General features: G+C 44.0%; 26 protein-coding genes. 13 read left to right on the top strand and 13 right to left on the bottom strand.

The annotated features are described in order from the left end of the window. Window positions 1-13: 13 nt before the first annotated feature. Window positions 14-1219, bottom strand: a complete 1206-nt coding sequence (gene lhgO, locus L4C34_RS14940; RefSeq protein ID WP_428790181.1) for an L-2-hydroxyglutarate oxidase — start codon at window positions 1217-1219, stop codon at window positions 14-16. 198 nt (window positions 1220-1417) lie between these two features. On the opposite strand from lhgO, the gene L4C34_RS14935 reads away from it, so the two are divergent. Together L4C34_RS14935 and L4C34_RS14930 are read left to right on the top strand one after the other, a co-directional pair. Next, window positions 1418-3778: a Lon protease family protein gene (locus L4C34_RS14935; protein ID WP_428790146.1), complete on the top strand. Its 2361-nt coding sequence runs from the start codon at window positions 1418-1420 to the stop codon at window positions 3776-3778. Window positions 3779-4074: 296 nt separating this feature from the next. Then, the gene (locus tag L4C34_RS14930; protein ID WP_428790145.1) at window positions 4075-4350 is read left to right on the top strand and encodes a hypothetical protein; all 276 of its coding nucleotides are present in this window, start codon (window positions 4075-4077) and stop codon (window positions 4348-4350) included. Between the two features lie 126 nt (window positions 4351-4476). Here L4C34_RS14930 and L4C34_RS14925 read toward each other — a convergent pair whose 3' ends face one another. Beyond that, complete coding sequence (locus L4C34_RS14925; RefSeq protein ID WP_428790144.1) at window positions 4477-5370, bottom strand: cation diffusion facilitator family transporter; 894 nt, start codon at window positions 5368-5370, stop codon at window positions 4477-4479. 273 nt (window positions 5371-5643) lie between these two features. Beyond that, entirely contained in the window at window positions 5644-6522 is an 879-nt protein-coding gene (locus tag L4C34_RS14920; RefSeq protein WP_428790143.1) for a LysR family transcriptional regulator, read from the bottom strand. Window positions 6523-6761: 239 nt separating this feature from the next. Here L4C34_RS14920 and L4C34_RS14915 point away from each other — a divergent pair, with 239 nt between their 5' ends. Next, window positions 6762-7355 carry a class I SAM-dependent DNA methyltransferase gene (locus tag L4C34_RS14915; RefSeq protein ID WP_428790180.1) on the top strand — a complete coding sequence of 198 codons (594 nt, stop codon included), beginning with the start codon at window positions 6762-6764 and terminating at the stop codon, window positions 7353-7355. A 131-nt stretch (window positions 7356-7486) separates the two neighbouring features. On the opposite strand, the gene L4C34_RS14910 is transcribed toward L4C34_RS14915, so the two are convergent. From L4C34_RS14910 to L4C34_RS14895, 4 genes are all read right to left on the bottom strand, one after another. Continuing rightward, window positions 7487-7675, bottom strand: coding sequence for a hypothetical protein (locus tag L4C34_RS14910; protein ID WP_428790142.1), 189 nt, complete (start codon window positions 7673-7675; stop codon window positions 7487-7489). A 77-nt stretch (window positions 7676-7752) separates the two neighbouring features. After that, the gene (locus L4C34_RS14905; RefSeq protein ID WP_428790141.1) at window positions 7753-8223 is read right to left on the bottom strand and encodes a serine hydrolase; all 471 of its coding nucleotides are present in this window, start codon (window positions 8221-8223) and stop codon (window positions 7753-7755) included. A 14-nt stretch (window positions 8224-8237) separates the two neighbouring features. Then, window positions 8238-8681, bottom strand: coding sequence for a serine hydrolase (locus L4C34_RS14900; RefSeq protein ID WP_428790140.1), 444 nt, complete (start codon window positions 8679-8681; stop codon window positions 8238-8240). Between the two features lie 272 nt (window positions 8682-8953). Beyond that, complete coding sequence (locus L4C34_RS14895; RefSeq protein WP_428790139.1) at window positions 8954-10933, bottom strand: acetoacetate--CoA ligase; 1980 nt, start codon at window positions 10931-10933, stop codon at window positions 8954-8956. A 219-nt stretch (window positions 10934-11152) separates the two neighbouring features. Between L4C34_RS14895 and phhA the strand changes: the two genes are divergently transcribed. Both phhA and L4C34_RS14885 read left to right on the top strand, forming a co-directional pair. Continuing rightward, window positions 11153-11947 carry a phenylalanine 4-monooxygenase gene (phhA, locus tag L4C34_RS14890; RefSeq protein ID WP_428790138.1) on the top strand — a complete coding sequence of 265 codons (795 nt, stop codon included), beginning with the start codon at window positions 11153-11155 and terminating at the stop codon, window positions 11945-11947. Continuing rightward, window positions 11937-12266, top strand: a complete 330-nt coding sequence (locus L4C34_RS14885; protein ID WP_428790137.1) for a 4a-hydroxytetrahydrobiopterin dehydratase — start codon at window positions 11937-11939, stop codon at window positions 12264-12266. The genes phhA and L4C34_RS14885 overlap by 11 nt, the downstream gene beginning before the upstream one ends. A 159-nt stretch (window positions 12267-12425) precedes the next feature. Here L4C34_RS14885 and L4C34_RS14880 read toward each other — a convergent pair whose 3' ends face one another. After that, window positions 12426-12992, bottom strand: a complete 567-nt coding sequence (locus L4C34_RS14880) for a hypothetical protein (protein WP_428790136.1) — start codon at window positions 12990-12992, stop codon at window positions 12426-12428. Window positions 12993-13078: 86 nt separating this feature from the next. Here L4C34_RS14880 and L4C34_RS14875 point away from each other — a divergent pair, with 86 nt between their 5' ends. The 4 genes from L4C34_RS14875 (at window position 13079) to secF (ending at window position 17260) form a co-directional block, all read left to right on the top strand. Continuing rightward, window positions 13079-13747, top strand: coding sequence for an SH3 domain-containing protein (locus tag L4C34_RS14875; RefSeq protein WP_428790135.1), 669 nt, complete (start codon window positions 13079-13081; stop codon window positions 13745-13747). Between the two features lie 148 nt (window positions 13748-13895). Then, window positions 13896-14345: a hypothetical protein gene (locus L4C34_RS14870; protein WP_428790134.1), complete on the top strand. Its 450-nt coding sequence runs from the start codon at window positions 13896-13898 to the stop codon at window positions 14343-14345. Between the two features lie 188 nt (window positions 14346-14533). Then, window positions 14534-16354, top strand: a complete 1821-nt coding sequence (gene secD / locus L4C34_RS14865) for a protein translocase subunit SecD (protein WP_428790133.1) — start codon at window positions 14534-14536, stop codon at window positions 16352-16354. Window positions 16355-16357: 3 nt separating this feature from the next. Continuing rightward, entirely contained in the window at window positions 16358-17260 is a 903-nt protein-coding gene (gene secF / locus L4C34_RS14860; RefSeq protein ID WP_428790132.1) for a protein translocase subunit SecF, read from the top strand. Between the two features lie 158 nt (window positions 17261-17418). On the opposite strand, the gene L4C34_RS14855 is transcribed toward secF, so the two are convergent. Further along, a complete protein-coding gene (locus L4C34_RS14855; protein ID WP_428790131.1) occupies window positions 17419-18408 on the bottom strand; it encodes a TDT family transporter in 990 nt (329 codons plus the stop codon). A gap of 134 nt (window positions 18409-18542) precedes the next feature. Between L4C34_RS14855 and L4C34_RS14850 the strand changes: the two genes are divergently transcribed. Continuing rightward, on the top strand, window positions 18543-19421 hold the full coding sequence (locus L4C34_RS14850) for a LysR substrate-binding domain-containing protein (RefSeq protein ID WP_428790130.1): 879 nt from the start codon (window positions 18543-18545) through the stop codon (window positions 19419-19421). 346 nt (window positions 19422-19767) lie between these two features. Here L4C34_RS14850 and L4C34_RS14845 read toward each other — a convergent pair whose 3' ends face one another. Continuing rightward, on the bottom strand, window positions 19768-20499 hold the full coding sequence (locus L4C34_RS14845; RefSeq protein WP_428790129.1) for a dienelactone hydrolase family protein: 732 nt from the start codon (window positions 20497-20499) through the stop codon (window positions 19768-19770). Between the two features lie 226 nt (window positions 20500-20725). On the opposite strand from L4C34_RS14845, the gene L4C34_RS14840 reads away from it, so the two are divergent. Then, window positions 20726-20869: a hypothetical protein gene (locus tag L4C34_RS14840; protein ID WP_428790128.1), complete on the top strand. Its 144-nt coding sequence runs from the start codon at window positions 20726-20728 to the stop codon at window positions 20867-20869. Between the two features lie 80 nt (window positions 20870-20949). Here the strand turns inward: L4C34_RS14840 and L4C34_RS14835 are convergent, their stop codons facing one another. Then, window positions 20950-21723: a BUD32 family EKC/KEOPS complex subunit gene (locus L4C34_RS14835; protein ID WP_428790127.1), complete on the bottom strand. Its 774-nt coding sequence runs from the start codon at window positions 21721-21723 to the stop codon at window positions 20950-20952. 435 nt (window positions 21724-22158) lie between these two features. Here L4C34_RS14835 and fdhD point away from each other — a divergent pair, with 435 nt between their 5' ends. Continuing rightward, on the top strand, window positions 22159-23022 hold the full coding sequence (gene fdhD, locus L4C34_RS14830) for a formate dehydrogenase accessory sulfurtransferase FdhD (protein ID WP_428790126.1): 864 nt from the start codon (window positions 22159-22161) through the stop codon (window positions 23020-23022). A gap of 143 nt (window positions 23023-23165) precedes the next feature. On the opposite strand, the gene ltaE is transcribed toward fdhD, so the two are convergent. Together ltaE and L4C34_RS14820 are read right to left on the bottom strand one after the other, a co-directional pair. Then, window positions 23166-24170, bottom strand: coding sequence for a low-specificity L-threonine aldolase (gene ltaE, locus L4C34_RS14825; protein ID WP_428790125.1), 1005 nt, complete (start codon window positions 24168-24170; stop codon window positions 23166-23168). 10 nt (window positions 24171-24180) lie between these two features. Further along, on the bottom strand, window positions 24181-24696 hold the full coding sequence (locus L4C34_RS14820; protein WP_428790124.1) for an NUDIX hydrolase: 516 nt from the start codon (window positions 24694-24696) through the stop codon (window positions 24181-24183). Window positions 24697-24935: 239 nt separating this feature from the next. Here L4C34_RS14820 and L4C34_RS14815 point away from each other — a divergent pair, with 239 nt between their 5' ends. Next, window positions 24936-26588 (top strand): ATPase RavA domain-containing protein, encoded by a 1653-nt coding sequence (locus L4C34_RS14815; protein WP_428790123.1) that lies wholly within the window; start codon window positions 24936-24938, stop codon window positions 26586-26588. The last annotated feature ends 4 nt before the right edge of the window (window positions 26589-26592 follow it).

Here is a 26592-nt window from a genome sequence, read left to right as displayed (position 1 = left end):
TGTAGTGCGGACGTTATTTTGTCGCGGAAATTTGTTGGCAAATATACTCTCCAATGGCGATAGACGACGTGGCGGCTGGTGAAGGCGCATTGATGACATGCAAACTGCGTTGGCTTTCGGCAAACAAAAAATCGCTGACTAGGGTACCATCGTAAAGCACTGCCTGCGCTCGAATCCCAGCAGGATAGGCTTGTAGATCCTCAAGCTTGATCGATGGACAATATTTTCGCACTTGAGCCAAGTAGCTAGGTTTCCATAGTGAGTTTTTAAGTTCTGTGAGACCAGCGATTAGGTATTGTGCGTTGGCTTTCCAAAATCCGGGAAAAGAGAACATTTCTCTACAATCATTCAAATCAATGTTCACTTTTTGATAGCCTTCTCTTTTCCATCCTTGAACAGCATTCGGTCCGACAGTCGTAGAACCATCAATCATCTTAGTCAGGTGAACGCCTAAAAACGGTAGCGTGGGATCGGGAACGGGATAAATAAGGTGTTTCACTAGATCACGTTTCTCATCGGCTAGCTTATAATACTCACCCCTATAAGGAATGATTTGGCAATTGATGTTTAGCGATAGCATTTTAGCCACTCTATCTGCCATCAGTCCGGCGCAGCTTATTAATTTCCTAGCATGGTAGGATTGTTCTTCTTGCTCACCTTGACACTGCACTTGTATGTGCAGTTCAGTTTCTTCAAGGGAAATGACTTTGGTATTTAGATGAAGGATTCCGCCGAGTCTGGCAAATTCTTTCGCCATCACTTGCGCAACCTGAGTGAAGTTAACAATACTCGTTCCAAACACATGAATAGCGCCGAGCCCCGTGATATTAGGCTCTAGTGTTTTAAGTTCTTTCTCATCTAACAACGCAACTTCAATACCATTATCTAGGCAGCGCTGATACAGCGCCTGCATTCGTTTCAGTTCATGGGGATTGGTCGCAACGATAAGTTTTCCGCAGTTGTTGATGGGAACGGCGTGTTGCTGGCAAAACTTATGCATTTGTTGGCTGCCGCGTTTACATAACTGAGCTTTTAAACTGCCAGGTGTGTAATAAACCCCAGCGTGAATGACACCACTATTGTGCCCAGTTTGGTGCCAACCTATTTGCGATTCTTTTTCAACAAGAACGACGTGGGCATCGGGACAGCGCTGTTTCAGTTGCCAAGCTGTGGATATACCGACGATCCCGCCGCCAATGATGAGGTAATCGCAGCTTATTACCATGATTTTTCCCTTTCCGGAACAGTTTATTGCTAGTGAATGAGTCAAATTTAGTCGTTATTCAAAACGGATGCAGCAAGATCGTTGTTTATTTGCTCGCTTGGCCGTGATTTCGTCGTAAGTCACTTAAATAATACGAGTTAATGGATACACTGGATGAGAAGGAACATCTATAGATAGCAGTGGAGGTGGGAAATGGCGATACAAAGACTAAGTTTTGAGCAACTTTATCATGCAGCAGGACTAGAAAAGCTGCCGTGTAAATCGACCAAAGAACTGGCTCCAATTGATGAGATTGTCGGTCAAGAGCGGGCGCAGAAAGCGGTTGAATTCGCAATGTCCATCAAGGAAAAGGGCTATAACATCTATGCCGTTGGCCAGAATGGTCTAGGCAAGCGCACCATGATTTTGCGTTATCTGAACCGCCATCAGCATGATGACAAGGCGCTATATGATTGGTGTTACGTGGCGAACTTTGACGACACACGTACCCCGAAAGTATTGAAACTGCCGATTGGGGTTGGGACCAAACTCAAGCAAGACATCGAAAAAATGATGACTAAGCTTGTGAGCGCTATCCCGTTGGCATTTGACAACGAAATGTACTTCACTCGCGCCGATAAGCTTAAAAATGAGTTGGCAGGTAAGCAGCAAGCAGAGCTGGATCTTATTAGCAAAGATGCTAAGGAAAAAGGCATCAACTTAACGCTGACTTCTCAAGGCGATTATCAGTTTATCGCTATGAATGGTGAAGAGCAGCATACCGAAGAAAGCTTCGACGCTTTATCAGATAAAGAGCAAGATTATTTCGGCACGACCATTGATGAGTTGGAAATTACCTTGCGTAGCATGGTGCGTCAGCTGACTGAGTGGGAAGAAGCGTATAGCGAAAAGATTACTAAGCTCAACAATGAAGTCACACTGGATGTCATTACGCACTTTATTAAACGTTTGAAAACGGATTACTCATCGTATCCAGACATCAAATCTCATCTGAGTGAATTGCAGACGGATATCGTGGAAAACGCCGATATTTTCCTTGAGGAAGGGGGAGAGCAAGGTGAAATTGCGACGGCTTCTTTGGATAAAAAACTGCCTCGCCGATACAAAGTAAACGTGCTGGTTAGCCGAGAAAAAAGCGAATTTCCGGTCGTTATTGAAGAGAACCCAAATTACCACAGCTTGTTTGGTTATATTGAAACTGCCACGTTCAAGGGTACGGTGTTTACCGACTTCTCACTTATTCGTCCGGGAAGTCTGCACAAAGCCAACGGTGGCGTGCTTTTGATGGACGCGGTGAAAGTACTTGAGCAGCCTTACGTTTGGGACGGTTTGAAACGAGCGCTACGCTCTCGTCAACTCAGTTTTACGTCCTTAGAAAAGGAACTGACGTTAACAGGAGCGGTGTCTCTCGATCCTGAAGCTATCCCACTGGACGTGAAGATTATCTTATTTGGTGATTATAGAACTTATCAGCTTCTACAACATTATGATCCGGAGTTTAGTGATCTCTTTAAAGTCACGGCGGACTTTGAAGATGAAATGAAGCGCACGTCGGATTCTGAGCTTCAATATGCGCGTTTTATTTCGAGTATCGTGAATGACAACAATATGTTGCATTGCGATAAAAAAGCACTCGCTCGTATCATCGAGTACAGTTCAAGGATAGCCGGAGATCGAGGCAAGTTATCACTTCATTCTGCAAATATCGCGAATCTATTGCGTGAGTCCAACTATGTTGCGCGGCAAGCGAAATCGAATATGATTCGGGTTAACCATGTTCAAGAAGCATTGGAAAACCAAGAATTACGTGTTAATCGGTTACAAGATGGAGTGATGGAGTCCTTCATCAATGGTACCACTTTGATTCACACCGATGGGCATGCTATTGGTCAAGTCAATGCGCTGTCTGTATTAAGCACCAGTGAGCATATGTTTGGTGCGCCAAATCGAATCACGGCGACCACATCATACGGTGATGGTGAAGTAATTGATATTGAGCGTAGCGTCGACTTGGGTGGCAGCATTCACTCCAAAGGTGTCATGATTTTAAGTGCGTACCTCTCGTCTGTCTTTGGGAAAACGGCCCGAGTACCTCTGACGACTCATATTACTTTCGAGCAGTCTTACGGCGGCGTTGACGGTGATAGTGCTAGTATGGCGGAGTTCTGTGCTGTCGTATCGGCATTTGCAAAGCACCCCAACCGACAAGATATTGCGATCACAGGCTCAATGAATCAGTTTGGTGAGTCTCAGCCTATTGGTGGTGTGAACGAGAAGATCGAAGGTTTTTACGATGTATGTAAAATTAAAGGGCGTAGCCCAGAACAAGGGGTGGTGATCCCACGCTCTAACACTCACAATCTGATGCTGCGGGCCGATGTTGTGAAAGCCGTGGAGAAAGGAGAGTTCCACATTTGGGCGATTGACCATGTTACGGAAGCGATAGAAATCTTCACTGGCATTACCGCCGGCGAAGCTAGCCTAGAAGGAAGTTATCCAACCGATACCATCTTTGGTATGGCGCAAGCTAAGTTAAATGCGCTACGGAAATAAGCTGGTCTAGAGCAAGCTCATCTTCTATACAAAATAAAGCCCCAACTCTGGGGCTTTTGGTGTTTTAAAGAGTCAGGTAAAGAACTATTGCCCGTTCATCTTCGGATTCATTTAGACAATGTCGCAGCTATTATCTGAAATCAGGAATAGGATGCTTCGACGAGATCAATCGCCAGCATTGTTATCAAAAGACGATCACAAATCGCTGTCCTATACTCACTTAAAGCTTTGCCCACAGATTGGCGTTTAACGCTGAGGGAGCGAAGGCTTGGTTAAATGCAGTTAAAGTTCATGTAATGCAATCACTCGATGCGGACTCCACTCCTTGGGTCGCGATATCAGATAATAGACAATGGGATTTGTCTACTCCTGATTCAGAAGGAGAGATGAATAATATTGTTGACTGGATGCAAGAGCATAATTGCATTTCCTTCGCGATAGTATTTTCTAATCAGTTGCAAGAGTTTGGAGCGGAAAAGAAACTCAATGACCAAAGTATCTTAAACTTTAGTTTTGACTACGATGAAGCGTATCAGGAATGTCTGAATAAGCTGGCAGAAGCGCAAAGTTAACAGAACAAATAACGTCCGATGAATACAATCATCAAGCCCTGTAAAGCCTAGAGTTCAGCATCTAGTTGAGCCTCATAGCAAATACCAACTCACTTAGATCGACAGCGTGTTGCCTCGGTATATCAATTAACTCGCAATGTTCATAGTGAGCTGAAGATCGAGAGGTAATTTAGACAACTTGCGTTTAATCGCATTACGGGTTCTTTTCACGTCTTCAATGGCTAAGTTTTTGCCGGTGGCATGAATATCGACGTTTACTCTAAGTTCTCGACCCACTTTAGTAACCCCCGCCAGCGTCAGATTTGTCTCGGCTTCTTTATCTACCGCTGCAATTCCTTGATGTACGGTGTGGCAGATATCTTTGCTCGGTGACATCATTAGTAGCTCGCGCGTAGCATCACGCAGCATTTCAAACGGTACTTTAATGAAGTAGAACCCCATGAGCAGCATCATGATAGGGTCAGCATAAGCGGCATATTGATACCAAGATGTCTTAGATAGTGCCCAAGCGAAAATAAACCCTAGCATTACCATCAAGCTTAGTAATGTATCCATTTTCCATTGTTTTGCTTCCGCTTCTATAAGCCCAGAAGAAAACTGTTTACTTTTTTGTTTGATTTCCCACCACACGTAACCACAGGCAATTGTGCTGACTAAACCAAATATAGAAGCGATGGATGTGTCAATTTGACGACCGCCGCTGAAAAGAGCGTTGATTGCAGAGTGAAGTGATATAAATACGACAATTAAAATTGCCGCGCCTTTTATGGCAATCACAACAGGTTCTAATACAGCTTTACCAAGTGGGAAATGGTTTTTCGAAGGGGACTGGATGTAGCGAGACGCGGCTAGTGACAATAAAGTTAACAGCAAGCTGATGAGAGAATATGCACCGTCGAAAACGATAACTAGTGAACTAACAAGCAAACCTAAAATGAGTCCCCCTAAGGCAAAGCCCGCAGCAGCAATGGCTGAGAAGGTCAGGATTCGTTTTTCGTTTAAGCTTGTTTTTGCACACATAGGGTATACCTAGTCGGGAACACAGTATTATTGTTCGCTGGATTGACCTTATTTACAAACGTGTTTTGTTGAAAATTGGTTAATGGAAATTGTATTAATTATATAATTTATAAAAAACAGGTAGTTACAACACATGCAGGTGTCAAAAATTTTGACTGTGAGTGATTTTTGACCGAGCCTGATGTTTGGGAGCGTCAAACTAGACGCGATCATGATCGCAAGATCTTGTTATTTATGGGGAATGCTGAATTGCGCCGGGAATTGGTTTAAGTGTTAAAAGTCGAAAAGGTATTCGTTAAGTTTATCTGCAAGCCACGTCATCCCAGGGTGCTCTGGCAAGCCTGATCCAGTAAACATGCAGTAATCTTCTTGGGTAAGACCATAGGTATGCTTGATAACAGCCAGGGTTTGCTGTCTTAGGTAATGACGAATGAGTGGCTCGGGTAACACGCCCCAAGCGTTTTCTGTGAGAATAGTATTGAGCATATAGTCAAAGCTAGAAAAGCCGATATAGCGGTGAGAAAACGGCTGAAGATCTGGATTGTCTTTCTCGTTTAAGTAAACCATCACGGCTTGCATTTCGTCACGTAGTACATCATCAGAGACGCGACGAAGTTGGCAGAGTGAGTGATCCGATTGGCATACTGACATCATACGGATCTTACCAAGTGGTTGATAGTGCACTTTTGGGTCGTCGCTTCGCTCATAGTCAACGCCAAATGCGAAGTCGACTTGCTGAGTCGCCACAAGGTTGGCGAGGTCACCCGTGGAAGCCAAGATAATGTTGAATGAAGTTGCAGGAAATTTATCGTTGAGTCGGTGAGCCAAGTCTTGCCATAGTTCATCGGGCAACGAGTCGTCGCGGCCTATCCATAGTTCAGCGTTAAATTCCCCTGAGACTTGTAAACACGTTTGATGGATTCGGCTAGTCGTGATCAATAAGCTTTCGCAATCTTTGTGAATCGCTTTCCCAGCTTCCGATAAAGTGAGTTTATTGCCGCTTCGACTAAAAAGCTCGATGGATAGCTCTTTTTCCAAGGCTTTAATTGCCATGCTTAGCTTGGTTCGATTACAACCCAGCTGCCGGGCCGCTTCAGACACTGAGCCGACTTCCGCAATCGTACAAAAGGCCTCAATTTGCGATAAGTTCACCTTGCCTCCTGAACGTAATATCATCAATGAAGAGCAGTGTAGCATGATAGCAGGTATGAGGTGCATAATCGTAGTTCACTGTTTTTAAAAGAAAATCAATGTACATAGAGCCGTCAATATAAGCGAGGAGGCGAAAGCATAGCAAACATTTGCTTTAAAATGTCTTTGAAGGTGATATAACATAGGCTCAGACCTTGTGGTTAAGCGTCAATGAGTTAGTGATAACATGGGAGAGTATGATGGCGAATGAATGGGATGATTGTGCAGAAAGCTGGGAATCGAATGAATCGACGGGCTTGTATGCGGAAAATGCGTTCCAGCAGCTGATGGGGTTAGTGGATTTAAACAATAAAGAAGTTCTCGATTTTGGCTGCGGTACAGGCTTGCTCAGTCAGAAAATGTCGCCTTTGGCCAAAAATATTGTCGCGCTCGACAGCTCTGAAGCGATGATTGAGCAACTCGATGAAAAAGAACTGCCCAATGTCGAACCTGTCGTTGATAGCCTAACTCGTGGGCTTGTCGCTCAGCACCCTGCTTTTCGTAAACAGTTTGATGTCGTTGTCGCATCTTCAGTTTGCGGCTTCCTTAAAAGTTTTTCCGAAGCGGTCGATATCGTTTACGCCATCTTAGATAACGGCGGCACCTTTATTCACTTTGATTGGTTAAACGAACATGGTGATGAAGAAAACGGTCTAGCAGAGAATAAGATTAAACAAGTTTTGACCAGCGTTGGTTTTGAGACTGTCTCTGTGAGTGAACCTTTCTCGATCGCCATTGAAGGCGGTAGAAAAAAAGTGATTATGGGATTAGCTCGTAAATCTAATTCAATGTAATGATGCTTAATAAATCCAGCGTCGAGCAATAGTTTTACTCGACACTGGTTGTCTCAACAGGCACCGATATCACGGTATCTTATATTTTAGAGCATGTTCGGATTTAGCTAACATGCCGCTACTTTCGCTGTTCAACTGACCATCCATGCGTCTTTTAGCTTTCCGGTAATTGGCCATTGGTACACTTTAGCGACAGCTTCAATCAAGTCTTGAGCGAGCTCACGACCATTGTCGGAATTGGTCATCACCACCATGCCTTGTCCTGTGTTTGGAAGCCCAACCAACCACCCTTGATAGCCTGAATTTTGCCCCAGTTTCATGAAATGTAATGTATTGCCTTTGCCTTCAATAACAAACCCCAGCCCGTAGGGTGTATGTGCTTGTTTGGTTAACGCCTCTAATGCCAGTTTATGACTGATGACTTGACCGGTTTTTCCTTGGTATGCATGACGGATAGAACAAATTTAACGAGATCGCTTGGCGTGCTCCATAATCCTGCTGCTGCTCGTTCCGGAGAAATGCGCCATCGGAATGGGAAGTTTTTTCCTTGTTCATTTGTTGCATAAGCTGCATTTTTTGCGTGTGTTTTATTTAATGGCTGTTCGTAAAAAGTGTGCTGCATACCTAGTGGTTTAAAGACGAATTTATTGCCACTTTGCTGAGCAGAAAGGCCAATTCGAGAGGCGGAGAGGAGTTGAACAACCTCATAGCCACCACCTGAATATGAGTACTGGCTCCCCGGTTTGTATACCATTTGAACCGGTTGGTTATTCGAAGGCTTTGCTCCGTTTAGTGTTTGAATGAGGCTTGGGATTCTTTGGGTTGGTTCGTAACCGTAATATCCGCCTACATTCAAACCTGAAGACATGCTTAGTAACTCTCTTAATGTAACTTGTTCATTCTTAAATTGAGTGGTTTAGGAAGGTTCCAGCCTTTGAGCAGAGGAAGAGCATTCTCATCTAATGTTAAAAAGCCGTGTTCGACCAAGCTTAACGCTGTGATTGCAGCAACAGATTTGGACATCGAACCTGCTTGAAACAAAGTGTCGTTGTCTACTTTGTGGCGGTGGTCGGCATCGATATAACCAATAGAGTCAGCCCAAGTAATTTGATTTCTATCTATCACCGCAAAACTGATTGCTGGGACTTTATAGAAGTCCATCGCTTTGGCTAATGTGGTACGTTTAATCTCTCCGTTAGCGTTGATGGAGATGTCGTGAAGCACACTTTGCTCTTTTTTACAAAGGTGAGCGGATGCCATATATGACCAGCTGGGGATGATACTAGCGATGGCTAGTGCTAGTGCGAGTCTCTTTAGGTGATTCACGCTGAACTCCTGTTCTTATGCATGCGTGTAGAATTCTTTTATGGGTTTATATTGGTGATTTTTACAAGTTGTAAAATTGCTTTGATTGTCAGAGGGGTAGGGGAAAATCAAATCAGGCAGCGATTCATGGTCAGAGTATCTTGTAGTCGCACCGCTTTTACTGCGTATATTTTTATGTTAAATGAATGTGTATTTGTAAACGAGAAGCACCAATATCGCAGCGCGATATTGGTGCTTACTTATGAATAGAGCTTATTTATGAATAAGTCTATTCAGATAGACGCTATCGAATGCTTAATTTCATCAAGGACTTGAGGGTTATCAATAGCCGCGATGTTTTTTACCAATTCGCCATTGACCACTTGCTTAACAGCGAGCTCAACTATTTTTCCTGATTTTGTTTTCGGTATATCGCTGATTGCTAGCACCAGTGAGGGCACGTGACGAGGGGAACATTGATTGCGTAACCTAGACTTGATCTCTTCAACTAGATGGTCATCCAAATTGTGTTCGCTCATAGTTTTGATAAACAAGACAATTCGTTCATCTCCATTGTATTTTTGCCCAACAGCGATGGAGTCGGCGACTTCTTTTATTTGGTTGACTTGACGGTATATTTCGCCAGTGCCGATGCGAACCCCACCAGGATTTAAGGTGGTGTCGCTACGCCCGTAAAAGATAACGCCAGAGTGCGAGGTGAGTTGAACATCGTCGCCATGGTGCCAGGTATTGACGTATTTATTCCAATACGCTTGATGGTACCTTTCTCCATCATCTTGCCAAAATCCGAGCGGTTGATTAGGGAAACTGTTTAAACAGACTAGTTCGCCACGTTCTTCGGTGACGGACTTGCCATTTTCATCAAAGGCAGCGATGTCTAAACCGAGAGCTGGAGACTGGCATTCACCTTTATATACTGGGCTAATTGGGTTGCCGAGTACAAAGCAGCCGCAAATATCTGTGCCTCCTGAAATAGACGCGAGATGCAGATCGGCTTTGATATTGGAGTACACAAAATCAAATTGCTCGGCATACAAGACTGAACCTGTTGAGCATAGCGTTTTCAAGTTGCTTAAATTGTTGTGAAGGCTAGGGCTAATATGGTGCTTTTGCAGTGCTTCAATATATTTGGCTGAGGTACCAAACAAGCTAACGTTGGCTTCCTCGGCTAATTCCCATAAGACATTCGGCATAGGATGGAGCGGGGCTCCATCAAAGATCACTAATGTTGCGCCACTCGCCAGTGACGATACGTGCCAGTTCCACATCATCCAGCCACAGGTGGTGTAATAAAACACTCGATCTCTTGGTTGAATATCGCAGTGCAGTTGGTGCTCTTTTAGGTGATTGAGAACGGTTCCCCCTACGCTGTGCACAATGCACTTGGGTTTACCTGTCGTTCCCGATGAATAAAGCACAAATAGAGGGTCGTTAAACGCCACGCGTTTATAGCGCACACCACGAGGAATATAACTGGCGAGAATGGCTTCCCAATCGGAGAATTGACTGTTGGATTGCTGATTCGGATGGTCTTCAACTAAATATTCGATTTGACAGGTGTTTTGAATACTCGGGATCTCTGCAACTATCTTGGTATTTTTCTCATGCATCTCATATACCTTGCCATTGAAGGTATAGCCATTGCTGCAGAAGAGGATTTTAGGTTTTACTTGGCCAAAGCGTTCGATAACACTCTCTATGCCGAAATCAGGAGAAGTTGAAGTCCAGATTGCACCTAGGCTTGTTGTGGCCAACATGGCGACCACGGTTTCTGGTATGTAAGGCAAATAACCCGCAACGACATCGCCTTTTTCTACGCCGTTCTGTTTAAGCCATTGTTGCATAACAGACACTTGATCGCTGAGTTGTTGCCAAGTGAGTGTGCGGCGTTGTCCGCGTTCATTTTTGAAAAAGATAGCCGTTTCTTCGGGCTGCTGAAAAGCATAGGACAGCAAATTTTCTGCGTAGTTGAGCTGAGCTTGAGGAAACCAGATGGTATCACGGCTTGGGTAAAATGATTGCCATTTTGCGATTCCTTCGCCGTGTATACAGTCCCCCATGAAACCAATCACATCACAGAATTGCCATACTTCCAGCCAAAAACGTTTTTTATCTTGGACAGACCACTGATGCAACGACGAGTAGTCGTTGAGATCTGAACCTTGCATATTAATGTGTTTGATAAACTGCGTAAGGTTGGAGTTTTCAATTCGCTCTTGGCTAGGGGCCCAAATAGGCGATGAACTTGACATGCTATCCTCAATTCCTTTTTGATCTGCAGTTAAGTGTCGATGCATTTAAAAGGAAAGTCAAACTTGTGATGAAATTACATGCTGCTGATTTTTTTGAAAAAATACGTTAATTGTAAATGATTTGTTACATTTGGTTAGTGGTTGATGTCTGGGGAAAAATTGGCACGCAGATGCTCGAACGATAGGCTTATAGTGTCACGTTGGAAAAGGACTGTGTTGATGACGAAGTATCAATCCAAACCGTTGAACCAAAAAGGCTTTATTAATTGGAGTGAAGAAGAGAATCGTGTATGGCATGATTTGGCTTCACGCCAGCAACTGAAGATAAGGCAACGAGCCTGCCAAGCGTATCTAGATGGTTTAGAAATGCTAAATTTACCTCTAGATCGAGTTCCTCAGCTAGTTGAAATAAATACAATTTTAAGCAAAACCACAGGGTGGCGTCTCGAGCCTGTCCCTGCGCTAATTAGCTTTGATAAATTTTTTGCATTGCTTGCGCAAAGAAAGTTTCCGGTCGCCACTTTTTTACGTAACCGCGATGAGTTTGATTATTTGCAGGAGCCGGATTTCTTCCACGAAGTCTTTGGCCACTGTGCCATGCTGACCAACCATGATTTCGCTGAGTTTACTCATACCTATGGCCAGTTAGGCCTGAAGGCGACACCTAAACAACGGGTGTATTTGGCCAGATTGTATTGGTTTACGGTAGAGTTTGGTCTGGTGAAGGAAAACGGAACCACTAAGATCTATGGTGGTGGTATTTTGTCGTCTCCGGGAGAAACCGAATACTCCCTGTCGAGCCCGCAACCCCGAAGAGAAGTGTTTAATTTGAACAAGGTGTTAAGAACGCCTTACCGGATCGATATCATGCAACCCATTTACTACGTTATTGACGGTTTTCGGGATTTATACAGCATGAGCAAAATAGATTTGATGGCGGAAGTTGAACACGCCATGACAAGTGAATTACTCCCCCCATTATTTGAAGCGAAGGAAATAAGCCATGTTGGATGAGTTACGCTGTGAAGCTTGCACTAAAGAGTCAGTAGCATTAAGTAGTCGGGAAGTGCAGTCAATGTTGTTAGAATTAGACAACTGGATGATGGTTGAAAGGGAAGGGATACCACAGTTAGAAAAGGTGTATACCTTTAAAAACTTCAAACTGGCTTGGGCCTTTTCAAATCATGTCGCTGAATTAGCAGAGCAAGAGTTCCATCACCCGTCTATAGTATTGGAATGGGGCAAGGTGACGGTGACATGGTGGAGCCACTCTATTAAAGGCTTACACAAAAATGACTTCATTTGTGCCGCCAAATGCGACCAATTAGGTTGAGCTGATTTCAGATAACCTGATTTTATATAGCTTGATTTAAGCAGTCTGGCACAGAATCCCCAATTCAACCTGGGTGCCAGGCTGCTTTTTCTTTTCTATATTCTGGTTTTCCACCTGTGCTTAGTTATTTCGCCTACGATAAGTTACTCACAATTTCACTCAGTTGGTCTCTGACTCTTTTATTTCTTCCAGCATTTCCACTTCTTGTTGATATAGCGAACGAAGGTAGCTGATCTTCCTGATCAGTAGATTTAATTCTTTTTCTAACTCTTGGTTGCTGATGGCGTATTCAGCGCTAGCAATGGCGTTGGACATCTGTTCTTTTTGACGGCAGTGGGTTGAGATGCTTTTCCAAATATCTTGCATCTCCTCCACTTCTGGTCGCTGCGCTTTCAAATCACTCTCTTCTTCCATTAACTGCGAGACAACCATTGTAGAGTTGTAAATTTGTTGTTCGAGTTTGGCTTGCATTGATGTGCCTTCCGCCAACCAAATCTGCTTTAGCTCAGTTTCTGAAAATTGTTGGTGTAGAAAGATCTTTTTGCGGTGGAAGTACAACAAGTTGTTGAAAGAACTCGCATGTTTATTGTACCAATCGTCTAGCTGATCTTGTTGAATGAGAACTTGGTTCCAGCTGGTTTGTACGCAATGGTCACCCTTTGCCCAACTGGGCAAAGCAATCAGGGTGATTGTCACTATAGTAAGACTAAGGTGTCGCCATTCCATTGTGAGATCCAGAGCACATTACGAATAGGTGTAAGTATAGGAAATGAATGTCGCTCTTACCGCTAGAATGAGTAGAGAATATAAAAATGAAAAAACTAATAATGGTTGTCATGCTTCTGGCGGGATTAGGGTTGGCGGGTGGAGGCTACTACATGTTTTTCATCAAACCTCAGCAAGATGCGGAGCTAGCTAAGAAAAACAAGAAAAAATCTCCAGAAGTAGAAGAGAAAACGGTGAAAGCCGAGCCAGAAAAGGTTCCCCCCGCTCCCGAGATAACGGAGTTTTACGTTAGTCCACAAAGTGTCGGAGTTCGCAATGGCCCGAGTTACGATGCGTTTATCAATGACCGTATGTACCGTGGCGAAAAACTTAAAATACTTGAGAAAAAAGATGGCTGGGGTCGGATCTCTCGTTACTACGTATATCAACATGGTGGGAATGAAGAAGCAGATTGGGTGCCGATGGCCGCTTTGATTGTTTCGCCGCCGGTCGTCTCTAAGGAAGAGCGACAAAAGGCCCTAATGTCATTTATTGGCCAATCCGATGACTTTAAACTGCATGAATCGATGTTTCTTAAACAGACGGACAAATTATTAAAAAGTGGCCAATGCCGACCACATGATTTTCAAGAACTCAGAGGCTGGGTGCGTTCAATCCGTTATCGTGACAGAGAAGTGTACTTTGTTTATTGCGGCGGAATTGACCAGAGCAATAAAATTTACCTAGACGTTAAAACAGGTAAAACGTTTGAATGAACATTTTGAGTGGGTGAAAAACGAACTATTTCATGATGATTTACGGTTAGTTAGGCAAAAATGCCTGCCATTTTAGAAGATTTTAGTTGAAGCTTGACCAACGAATACCCTATTATGCACCGTAGAATTTTATAGGTTAGCTTTGTTCATGCCCATTAGACTGCTTAGATATATTGTTATATCAATTCTTGCGACTATCTTACCGTCGCAGGCTATGGCGTCTTTGCTGCAAACAGAAACCTCATCGTCTCGTCAAACTATCCAAACTAGCACATCGGTCAATACCAATGAAGCGTTTGGCCAGTGTGGTCAAAAAGAATCCACGCAGTGCTCGCCCGACGATACGAAAACGCGAGTACAAGACAACTCATCGGCTCTCGAAGGTGTGGGGATCGGTCGTTGGAGTTCTTCTGCGAGAACTCAAACTGATCATACTCCGCCAATCAATCCAGATATAGTGACACCAGCTGTTCCTGCACAGCACAAAAACCATCTATCTTCAGCGAACATCAATCAAGAGTTTAACTCTGCACATCGCCTTTCAGGCTGGAAAGAAACCAACGCTCATTATGTGGCTCTCAATAGCCAATATTCCTGAGCCAACCTCAGTTGATGTTTGATCTATCCATAGTTGCGATTCAAGTGTATTGAACCGCAGGTTCGGGTGGTTCTACCTCATGTGACTAGTACGCAGATAATCCTGTGTATCAGTCTGCATTATTCCTTTTCAATTTAGAACATTCTACAACCACTCAGCGCTTTTGCGTTTGAGGAATTAGGACGTATATGAAGAACAATAAACGCATTATAAACCGCTACTCTGCATGGAAGTATGTGGTTTTGCTTGTGACAGTGGTCATCTTGGGGCTTAGCGCTATACCAACTTGGTATGGTGAACAGCCTTCGATTCAATTAACTTTATCTCACCCAAATGAAACCATTGATTCAGTGGTGAAGTTGAACAGCTTTTTGAAGAATAAACACATTAATGTGGACAAAATTACCCATAAAGGGAAAACGACCACATTGATTTTCGGCAATGAAAATGATCAGACACTAGCTCGTGAAGTACTCGACCCATTCGTAGGCAAGAAAGACACTATTACTTACTCTTTTGTTTCTGTCGCACCTGAGTGGTTCACGAAATTAGGCTTTGCACCAATTAAACTGGGTCTTGATTTACGCGGTGGTGTTCAGTTCTTGCTTAATGTTGATGTCGACAAAGCATTCTCAGAGCAACGTGACACTATGGTTGACGATATTCGCGACATGCTAAGCAAGTCTAGCGTGTACGGTGTCCGCTTTAAAAAGACTTCAGACAGCGGCATGGATATCACTAGCCACTCTGACGAGTCATTAAATACGGTTCAAGACTACATTAGCAAAAACTACTCTGGTTGGCAGGTTAAGCATCACTCTGGTGAGTTGACGGTGCAACCTACACAGCGCAATAGAGAGCAGTTCCAGACAGAAACCGTACAACAAAACTTGAAGATCATGCGTGATCGTATCGAGCAGTTGGGTATCACAGAGGCACTTGTTCAACGCCAAGGTGCACATGGCATCTTGATTGACCTACCGGGCGTACAAGATCCAACGAAAGCGAAAAAGATCATTGGTGCCACGGCGAGTCTAGCTTTTCACGAAGTGCTTTCCGCTTCTGATTCGATGACTGGTGACGATATTGTATTGAAAGACAATAACGGCCGTAACGTGTCCTTAGTTCGCCGCCCAGTATTGACGGGTGAGCATATCATCAACGCGCGTGCTAACGTCGACAAAATGGGCATGGCAGAAGTGGATATTTCACTCGACCATGCTGGCGGTAAGCTGATGAGCGTGTTCTCAGGTTCTCATATTGGCAAACCAATGGCGACGGTATACCGTGAGTACCAAACCAATGCCAAAGGGAAAACGGAGCGTAAAGAGCGAGTCATCAGCATTGCGACGATTCAATCTAAGCTAGGTAGCCAATTCCGCATCACAGGTGCTGGGTCGATTGAACAAGCGCAGCAATTAGCCTTGCTTCTTCGTGCCGGCTCTCTAACCGCTCCAGTAACTATCGTTGCTGAACAAACTATCGGTGCATCACTTGGTGCAGAAAACATCCATAATGGTTTTGCTGCGTTAGCACTAGGTATGGGACTCACTCTGACCTTTATGGCACTTTGGTATCGCCGTCTGGGTTGGGTTGCAGACTTTGCACTACTCATCAACATGGTATGTCTAATTGGTTTGATTGCGTTGCTACCGGGTGCTGTATTGACCTTACCGGGTATCGCAGGTCTTGTTCTTACCGTAGGTATGGCGGTTGATACAAACGTACTAATCTTTGAGCGTATTCGCGACAAGCTGCGCGAAGGCCGGACTATGGCCCAATCGATTGACCAAGGTTTTGGTTCAGCATTTAGCACTATCCTTGATGCTAACGTGACAACTATGATCACGGCTGTCATCTTGTTCTCAATCGGTAATGGCCCTGTGGCAGGTTTTGCACTAACACTAGGTCTAGGTCTACTAACAAGTATGTTTACTGGGGTATTTGCGTCTCGAGCAATTATCAATTTGGTTTGGGGACGCGACGGACGTCGTGATCTGAAGGTTTAAGTCATGATTGAATTCTTAAAGAAAAACATCCGTAAAGTACGTCATATCACGGGTATTGTATCGGTTACTTTGGTTGTCATTTCGATTGCGGCATTCGCAATTCGTGGACTGAACATGGGACTGGATTTTACTGGCGGTATGTTGACTGAAGTGTCAGTGGATCAAAACCTGACCAACAATGATTTATTGAAAGTCATTAAGCCAGCACTAGGACAGTCGGCTAGCGTAACTAAATCTGGCGAAGAAGGTCGCTGGATGATTCGTTATGCGATTCCTAGCGATAAAGACAAAGCTCCTAGCATTCCACAGATCTTAGGCAAAGTATCTCATCACGTTGACGTAGTGAGCACGAGTATGGTGGGTTCGCAGGTCGGCAAAGACATGGTGAACCAAGGTGGTCTTGCGCTACTGACTTCTCTGCTATGTATTATGGGTTACTTGTGTTTCCGTTTTGAATGGCGTTTGGCAACAGGGTCTTTGCTGGCACTACTGCATGATATTGTGTTGATCCTAGGTTTCTTTTCTATCACTCAAATGGAATTTGACCTCACTTCCTTCGCCGCAGTATTAGCAATGTTGGGTTACTCGCTGAACGACTCGATCATCGTTTCCGACCGGATCCGTGAGCTATTAGTTGCACGCCAAAAAGATTGCGTTAAAAAAATCAATGATGACGCCGTTATTGCGACTTTCTCTCGAACTATGGTGACATCAGGAACTACCCTAATGACGATTGCAGCGCTGTGGATTATGGGCGGTCAAGCACTAGCAGGCTTCTCAACGGCAATGTTTATCGGCGTTCTATCTGGTACTTGGTCATCGATTTCTATCGGTACTGTGGTCCCTGAATGGTTTAAGTTAGAGCCGAAACACTACCTACCTGTAGAAGTGGATACTGCGCCATAAATTAATGATGTCGTTATTCACTGGCATTAGATTTATCTAGTTAGCAGAAAAGCCTCTTAGTGATAAACTAAGGGGCTTTTTTATTTGATGTGCTCATGATTGTATCGACTGTTGTTGATATCTAGGGAGCAATGGCACTGTTACAAAGTTTGTGGAAATCAAGCGTCCGCTATAATTTGTAATGAAGTTTTTTTCATAGACATAATTGGATAGTAATGGCCTAGATAACGAATAGCTACATAACTCACTACACCAGAAGCTACAATCAACTCCGTTACTGCAAGTGTTCTTATCTGATAAATATAATTTTCTGCCACACCTTGACTTAGCATCCAATTAGCAGTTTTAAATAGTGATGTTGAACCAATAACCAGTGGGAAAGTGAACGCAGCGTAGCTAGGACTAAACGGCAATCTCATTAGCTTAAATAAAGCTAAGTAAATCACACCTGTCATCAATATTGCGATGCCAAATAAAATAGAAATAATAACTGCTGACGGTGAGGCAACAACTGTTAAATAGCCTGCTAATGATAAACTTGCAGGAGCAGCCATAATAGCAATTGTTGGCTTTGCTGCATCCGGCACTTCATTGCAGAAGATCAAACGGTAGATCATAATAGGCAACATGATGGCATAGCTCACTAAACCAAACATAATAATCCAATATGCCACGGGTGCTAATAACGCCGTTCCAGAAAAAGAAACACTTGCTACCACTAGACCGACTGGAGGGACAAACCAACTTGGTACCATATGATGCAGTTCAAAACTTTTTAAACGATGGTAAATAAAAGAAACTAAGAAAATAATATGAAGAGTGATCGCCGCAACCCATAACGCATCCCCTGCCACACGATGAAAATGACCAATCGTGTTAGATATCACCATGGTTCCCATCGCAAACGTTGGAGCTACGCTGCCGACGACAGGGTGAGCTAATTCATCCCAAAGCACTGTAGGGTTCCATAAAAACTTTATGGCTAGTAATAGAAGCAATATCGATGCAATGCCTGCAGAGAACCATTGTGCATAACCATGACATGGCAATTCATTTTCCCAACACCACCCTAAGCTTGCTATACCAAGAGCCAAACCTGCCATTGCAGTTGGGGCAGCTGCTAGTTTTTGTTTTGTATAATTAAGCATGACCATCATCTCTTTACGATGTTAACGATAGAGCTACTTTAGTTTTAATGGCCGTTTGATAAAACTTGTAAAAATTTAACGTATCGTTAGGTTAAACTTAACGGTAGGGCTTTTAACGAACTGGACGCTGCAGCATGAGAATTTCACTCAAACAACTTTATGTTTTTACAGTAATAGCACACGAAAAAACTATGGCAAAAGCAGCTGAACGGCTATATATAACAAAGCCAGCGGTCAGCTTGTCTCTTTCTGAATTAGAAAAACACCTTGGTTATAAACTCTTTGACCGCGTTAGCTCGCGATTAGTGCTAAACAGTGAAGGTCGTCAACTACTTCCTTTAGCTGATGAAATGTTAGAAAGAGCAGAGATGATCGAACATCAATTTGAAACAAACGGGCTACTATCAGGCTCATTACATGTTGGAGCCAGTGACACTATCGGAAACCATATTGCTCCTGCTTTGTTAAGCAAGTTCAAACATAAATACAGCTGTGATATTCAGCAACTCTTTATTTCTAATACTGGCCAAATTATTAATAGACTATTAGATTTTCAACTCGATATAGGATTGATTGAAGGTAGAGCCCAACACCCTAAACTGCATACGATTGAATGGAGATATGATGATATGTATATAGTTTGCTCTCCTAAGCACCCGTTGGCAAAAAATGAAATCATCAAATTAGAAGATTTAGAGCACTCGACTTGGTTATTACGGGAAGAAGGTTCTGGCAGCCGTGAGTACTTTCTCAACCACATTGCAACAAATTTAAGTGATTGGGTTGAATCACTACAGCTCAACACTACTGAAGCGATCATAAACTGTTGTTCAGAGAATATGGGGCTCGCTTGTGTCTCACAACTGGCAGTAAAAAGCGCGATTAATGATGGTCGCCTTGTTAAACTTCCTTATACCAAATCCTTAACCCGCAGTTATTGGTTATTACTTCATAAAGAAAAATATCAAACACCATTACTAAAACAGTTCTTGTCTTATTGTAAAGAAAGTTAACTATTGAAACTCTCAACATTGAAACTCTCAACATTGAAACTCTCAACATTGAAACTCTCAACATTGAAACTCTCAACATTGAAACTCCACCTTAGGGAGTGTTTTTTTGAGCTAAAAGTCTATCTGCAATGAACTATTTTCAATAGGCCGAGTGTGTAGGTTGTTGTTGAGATCTAGGCTCTAAGTTGTAGTTCGGAGTTGAATTCAGGGGTAGCATCGGAGAAATCGTGTTCACAGAGAGCCTAGTCGGCTTTAACCCTGTTCCGTGCGTAAGGTCAGAAACAACGATGGCAACTAGCTTGAAAAACACCGAATCGATAGAGCACAATTGAGTTGCGTAGAACAACTATTGCGTATGTTCTTCTAGGAACTTCTGGAACGTACTCCAAGATTTAGTGTCAGCATCTTTTCTATAACGATCACTGCCAAACACGGTGAAAGCGTGAGGGGCGCCGCTATATGTGACCATTTGGTGTGGGACTTTGGCCTGTTCTAGTTCGGTCGCTAGTGTGGCGAACTGATCCATGGTAATGGCGCTGTCTGCGGTGCCATGCAAAATCAATATTGGGGCATTGGTTTGAGTGTATGATTGCCCTTGCGGCGTTTGTAAGCCACCGTGGAAAGTCACAAAACCATTTGCGGCCATTCCCGCACGAGCGGACTCTAAAACTGCCGCGCCGCCAAAGCAATAACCCATCACCACGATGTTTTCATCGTGCCCAGCTAATTCCACGGCTTTGACTCGGCTCGCATTCATCAAACGGCGTAATTTCTCTCTATCTTTGTACAGTTGCCCAGTATGCTGACGTTTGTCTTCCAGTTTGGTTGGTCGTACCCCTTGGCCAAATAAATCTGTGGCAAACACGTTGTATCCTAGCTCATTGAGCATAGCGGCGCGTTTTATTTCGTAGTCTGTTAGACCATCCCAGTCGTGCACCAAAATGACTAGCGGAGCGCCGTCTTTCGCTTTCGACCAATGCCCTTCATAAGATTTGCCATCAACGCTATATACTATGGTTTCGGCACTGGTGGCATAAGATATGAGTACCGCCGTGAGCAAAATAAGGGTACGTTTCATCGTTTTCTCTCCTTTGTTTGCCGAAAGTGTAGGACAGAAAACTTGTCCTGTCGGATGATTGCTCCCACGACCGTGAGGTTACGTAGGCATAACGGTAACCACCAACGCAATAAAGATAAAAAAATCATCAAGTTCTCGACAAGTATTGTTAAAAAAATGATACTTTCTCTTTGCGATTGGTAGCAGTTGGCGAGTGTGGCGGCAAGGGCACGGGAGGGCGTTGAGTATGAATGACAATGTAAAACTGATTATTTTGGTATCAGCATTAATGGTGGCTTTGGTGGGATGCCGGGTTCCGTCAGCGGAACATGGTGAGCATCAAGCGATGCATGATCTAGACAGTGGTTCTAGCTACAGTCAAAACTTGTAACTAAGATGACCGGTCTGAAATTGAAAGAGCCCACTTATCTAAATGGGCTCCAGTTCATAATATTGAGGTAAGGCGTTACCTTAATATTTTTCAGCAACCTTCAGTAGCTCAAGCACCTTAAGGATCTGCTGGCTAGTTCTATTACGTGGTTTGAATTTCAACACCAACTTGCCAATAAAGGCGATTTTCCGAAGCTTTTTCCCCATGCTGAGAAGTGCTTTCCAATCTTGGTTGGTTACTTTCGATTTCCAAAGCAGTAAGCCGTGAATGAGTACATCTTGCGAGATGGAATCAATACGATGTAAGTCCATCAGCAGTAGAAATATATCGCGCGCTTTCAGGCGAGAGTTTGCATCAAGTATCGACTCTTCAAAATCGATCAGCTGGATATCGTGGTTCTGATTCACCAAAATATCACGCAGGGCAGGGCGACCATGGGCAATATTATTTTCGTGCAGTACAGAGAAAATAGTGAGCAGTTTCTCAACCAAAAGGTCATTAACCACCTGTGGATCAGCTTGTTCAAAGGGGGTGCCAGCATCTAGGGTGATAAAGTAATCGCTGTTCTCGTCAATGATTTGTGGTACAGGTAAACCTTTATCTTTAAGATGAGAAATGATCAATTTCTCGTGCTCAAAGCGATCTTCTGGGCTGAGTAGTGCGTTAGTCTTTAAGAAAGACAGCGCTTCCGACTTTGCAATGAAAGACGAGATATGACGAACAAAGTTAGATTTGTTTTCGCCACACACTTTTACCCAGTAAGTTGTATTATCCTTGATTAGCTTGTAAACACCCGCAGTGTTGTTAAGCGCAATTTCGTCCGCTGATTCTTTTAATGTATTGGTATCAGACATGATGGTTGTTTTTATGCCACTGTGAAAGAGTACGCTCAAGCGGTATCAATTCGTCATGCGCGACAAGCTGCCAGCGCTTATATAAGAGCTTGAGATTATTCGTACTAAGGTATCAAATTCATAGATAGGGAAAGTTAATGCGGCTGAAAGCCCCTGTCATTAACGGGTCAATAAATCGGTCTACAGTCCGTAGTAGGCCACCTATGAGTGCCCGCTCGCAATATGTATTCACTTGCAAGCTCAAAAGTGGCTGAATATTATCCTAAATTAGTGATGCTCGTCAAGAAAATGTCATCCATCTATATGGTGAAATATAGATAAATCCCAGTTAAATGATGGCGTTGCGATCGAAGTTAGATATTGTTCAGCTATCGTATTGTCGTGGATGGGGTTTCCCCAGTCATGAAACATTAAAGTAACAATGAGAGCAAAAAGATGAAAAAAGCTCTGAACAAAGATGTCGTCACCCAGCTAGATGATTACAGAGATGGCGATGGGTATAAGCACCATGGTATTGTCCGATATCTACAGGGTAGAGATGCTCAGGCAGAGCAGGACTTTATTATTGAAGAAGTCGCGGCGGCGCTAACGTTCAACGGTGTGTCTTATGCAGTAATGATGTGCACGCCAACGGATCTTGAAGACTTCGCCATTGGTTTCGCGTTGTCCGAAGGTATTATCAATCACTATCGAGACGTACATGATGTCGAGATATCGAGAGTGCCTGTTGGCGTCACGATCGATCTCAAAATTGCGAATCGCTGCCTAGAGAACCTAAGAAATAAAAGTCGAAAATTGGCCGGAGTGTCAGGTTGTGGGTTATGTGGCGAAGAGCAGTTAGAGACAGTACGTAAACCTTTAACGCGCTTACCGACCAAGGTTCGTTTCGACCTCGGAACTCTTCATGGCGCTTTACAGGGTTTAACTCGTAGGCAAACCTTGAATCAAGTCACGGGATCGGCACATGCGGCTGCGTATGTTGATCAAAACGGTCAAATACAAGCGATATATGAAGATGTAGGCCGCCATATTGCACTCGACAAATTGGTGGGCGGAATTCACCGCCGTCGATTGTCTGGGGGGGCGATTTTAGTGACTAGCCGTGCGAGCTTTGAAATGGTGCAAAAAGCGGTGGCTGCTGGTGTGGAGGTATTACTGGCGGTTTCTTCAACCACACAAATGGCTGTCGAGCTTGCTGAGCGATTTAATCTGACATTGCTAGGCTATTGTCGGCAAAACCGAGCGAACGTCTATACACACCCCGAGAGAGTGGTCGGTGAGCTGACAAGTGGCCAGTGAATACTGACTGCTGATTTGAGACTATCGACTAAGAATTACCGACTAGCAACGGCTGAATAGGTGTTGTGACAAGTAATTAGAAATCAGTGCTAACCAATGAAAACCGGTGCTAACCATGAACGGGCAGCACCGTATGTTTACATTTAAAGCAGACTTTCTATGCGTTGCAGAAGATGATCGACATCTTCTGCACTTACGTCTTTATGGGTGACAAAACGTACAGGATTCATCGCTAAAATAGCAATGTTCTCTTGCGCAAGTTGTGTGGAGATTGCTTGAATATCCACACTGTCGTCAAGTTTTGCGAACACGACATTGGTGTGTACGTGTGTTGGGTTAACGCTAAACCCAGCAAGCTTTGCAAGACCTTGCGCAAGACGCTGAGCGTTTTGGTGGTCGGTACTGAGTTGCTGTACTTGTTCTGTTAACGCCAGTTTCCCAGCAGCCGCGAGAATGCCAGCTTGGCGCATACCACCCCCGACCATTTTACGTAGACGACGAGCCTTGGCGATGTACTCTTTTGAGCCAAGTAGTAAAGAACCCACTGGCGCAGCGAGGCCTTTAGATAGACAAATAGTCATTGAGTCGAAGTATTGCGCGATCTCTTTGATATCGACATTGAGCGCAACGGCGGCGTTATACACTCTTGCGCCGTCAAGGTGCAGGGCGAGACTATGTTCATCGACAAACTGACGTGCGCTAGCAAGATATTCCATTGGCAGTATTTTGCCATTGATGGTGTTTTCTAAGCTAAGCAGTTTAGTGCGAGCAAAATGGCAATCATCTGGCTTAATTGCTGCTTTTAGTTTAGCGAAGCTCAGAGTGCCATCGGGTTCGTTTTCGATAGGTTGTGGTTGGATGCTACCCAGTACCGCAGCGCCGCCAGCTTCATATTTGTAGTTATGGGCTTGTTGGCCACATAGATACTCATCGCCACGTTCACAGTGAGACATTAACCCGAGCAGGTTTGCTTGCGTACCTGAACTGGTAAAGAGCGCAGCTTCAAAGCCATGGCGCTCTGCCGCCCATTGTTCCAGTTCATTGATTGTCGGGTCATCGCCGAACACATCATCGCCGACTTCGGCGTTGGCCATTGCCGTTCTCATTGCTTGGGTTGGTTTAGTTACGGTATCTGACCGAAAATCCATTGAGTACTCCTTAAATATATCCTGACAGTTTTGCTTTGCTAATGCAGGCAATTGTCTTGGCGTCAGTGAGGGTGTTGTCGACAATCGCCTGTTCAATTTGAGTAAGTGATAGTGTTACGACTTCGATGATCTCATCGTCATCACATGTGTATCTGTGGCTTTCTTGTAAGTCTTTAGCAATGAACAAATGTTGAATTTCGTCACAAAACCCTGCCATTGGGGTAACTTGTCCCAGTGAGATCAGTTCATTGGCACGATAGCCCGCTTCTTCTTCAAGTTCTCGCTGAGCGCACTGTTGGGGGCTTTCTTGTGGTTCAATTGTCCCAGCGGGCAGCTCAAGCAGCCACTTTCGTACAGAGGGACGATATTGATTGATCAATACAATATTACCTTTTGGATCAATAGGTAAAATAACAGAAGCGCCGGGATGAACAATGCTGGTATGTTGGCAAGATTGGGCGTTGGGAAGCGTCACTGTTTCTTCGACAAGTTTTATACGTTTCCATGTATGGATAATTTTGCTCATGCAAAGGCTATTTTCAAATCGTGAGGTTAGCCATACCTTAACGGCTATTAGTTTTGAAAGAAAGATGTAAAATGACGCAGCATTAGGGCATAGCTCCCTTTTCCTTTCAGTGTCGCCCATTTTATAGTGGAGCTACACTTTATACCGTACGCATGAAGAAACCTTCTTGTCACATGGTAGTAACAAATGTATAAGTTAACTCAAATTACAATCTCGATTTCACAGCTAGGAACGCAGCGATGATCACCAATTCCCGTGCCTCTCATTCTCAAAAGGCGCTGCTCTCAGAACGCATCAATAAACTGACTACCGCACTATCCGACGGGGTATACGAAAGAGAAAGCACTATTCGCCTTTGCTTGTTGGCGGCGCTTTCTGGAGAAAGCGTGTTTTTGCTTGGCCCTCCCGGCATTGCAAAAAGTTTGATCGCCAAGCGCTTAATTCAAGCTTTTGATAACGCAAGTTATTTTGAATATCTCATGACTCGATTTTCGACGCCAGAAGAGGTCTTTGGCCCATTAAGCATTCAAGATCTAAAAGATCATGGTCGCTACGTACGTTTAACCGAAGGTTATTTGCCAACGTCTCAGGTGGTCTTCTTAGATGAAATCTGGAAAGCGGGTCCCGCAATTCTGAATACCTTGCTGACGGTAGTGAACGAGAAAACCTTCAAAAATGGCAGCATGGTTGAAAAAGTGCCGATGCGTCTGCTCGTTTCGGCGTCGAACGAATTGCCAGATGAAGATAGCGGGTTAGAAGCGTTATACGACCGTATGTTGGTGCGAGTGTTTGTTAATCGGATTCAAGATAAGCAAAACTTTAAGTCGATGCTCACGGTAGGCACAACGCAGGAGGCCGTGATTCCTGAAGGGCTTGCGATCACCGACGAAGAATATCACCAGTGGCTGAGGGAGCTTGAATATCTCACGCTTAGCGACGATATTTTTGAGAAACTTTATCAGTTGAAGACCATGCTTGAGCAAGAAACTGATGCTCACAAAGGGGATGCGGAAACCTACATTTCCGATAGACGCTGGAAAAAAGCCACCAAACTGTTGAAGGCCAGTGCGTTTTTCAGTGGCAGAGACTCGATCAACCCATTGGATCTGCTGTTGCTACAAGATTGTCTGTGGAATACACCCGAATCGCGTTCTCGTGTCGGGTCAGTATTGAGTGACTTTTGCCGTCAGCAAGCGTTTAATCAGCAAGAAGTTGAAACGACCATTCGCCGCTGTCAGGACTCTCTCACTCGTATCCAGCAGATACTCGAACAAGATTACGCCATGGCTCTGTCAGTCGAATCATCGGCTGGATTGCGTAAAAAGATCAGTTACCATTTTGATTTAACGCGCGCTAAAACGTATCAAGTCGGTAATGCCGTTAACTTACTCAAGCTGGTGATGCTGCAAAGTAACATGTCAGTCTCAGAAGGCGAGAAAGGGGATAGCCGTTGGGTGTACATCGCCAAACATGATTTGGAGCGTGTTATTAAAGAAGGCAACGGTGAAGTCTATGGTTACGTTAATAAGAATAGCCACCTTTGTCGTTTGAAACTGGAAAAAAATGCTGAAAATTGTTTAGTCATTAAAGATATTGCCAATCGTTCTGTACTGGTGTCTTTGGTCACACAGCAAGGCATCGCGCAAGAAGACATTAGCGAATGGCTAACTCAGGCCGATGAGGCGATGGAGCAACTCAAGCAAGCGGAATATCAATTAAGAAAAGCACGTTTAGACTTCAACGACGCGCTGCCACACAGCTTTATCGACCCTCAATACCCGCGCATGATTGAAGGTAGCTTACAAAAGTTACAACAATCCATGGAGTCGACACAAGAAGACTCTGAGCGGATTGTCCAGCGCTTTAGAAACCTCGAACAGTTTTTCGCGTAGGGGC

The organism is Vibrio profundum (assembly GCF_050337555.1).
In the GTDB taxonomy this organism is placed as follows: domain Bacteria; phylum Pseudomonadota; class Gammaproteobacteria; order Enterobacterales; family Vibrionaceae; genus Vibrio; species Vibrio profundum.
This window is presented reverse-complemented; position numbering and strand designations above follow the sequence as displayed.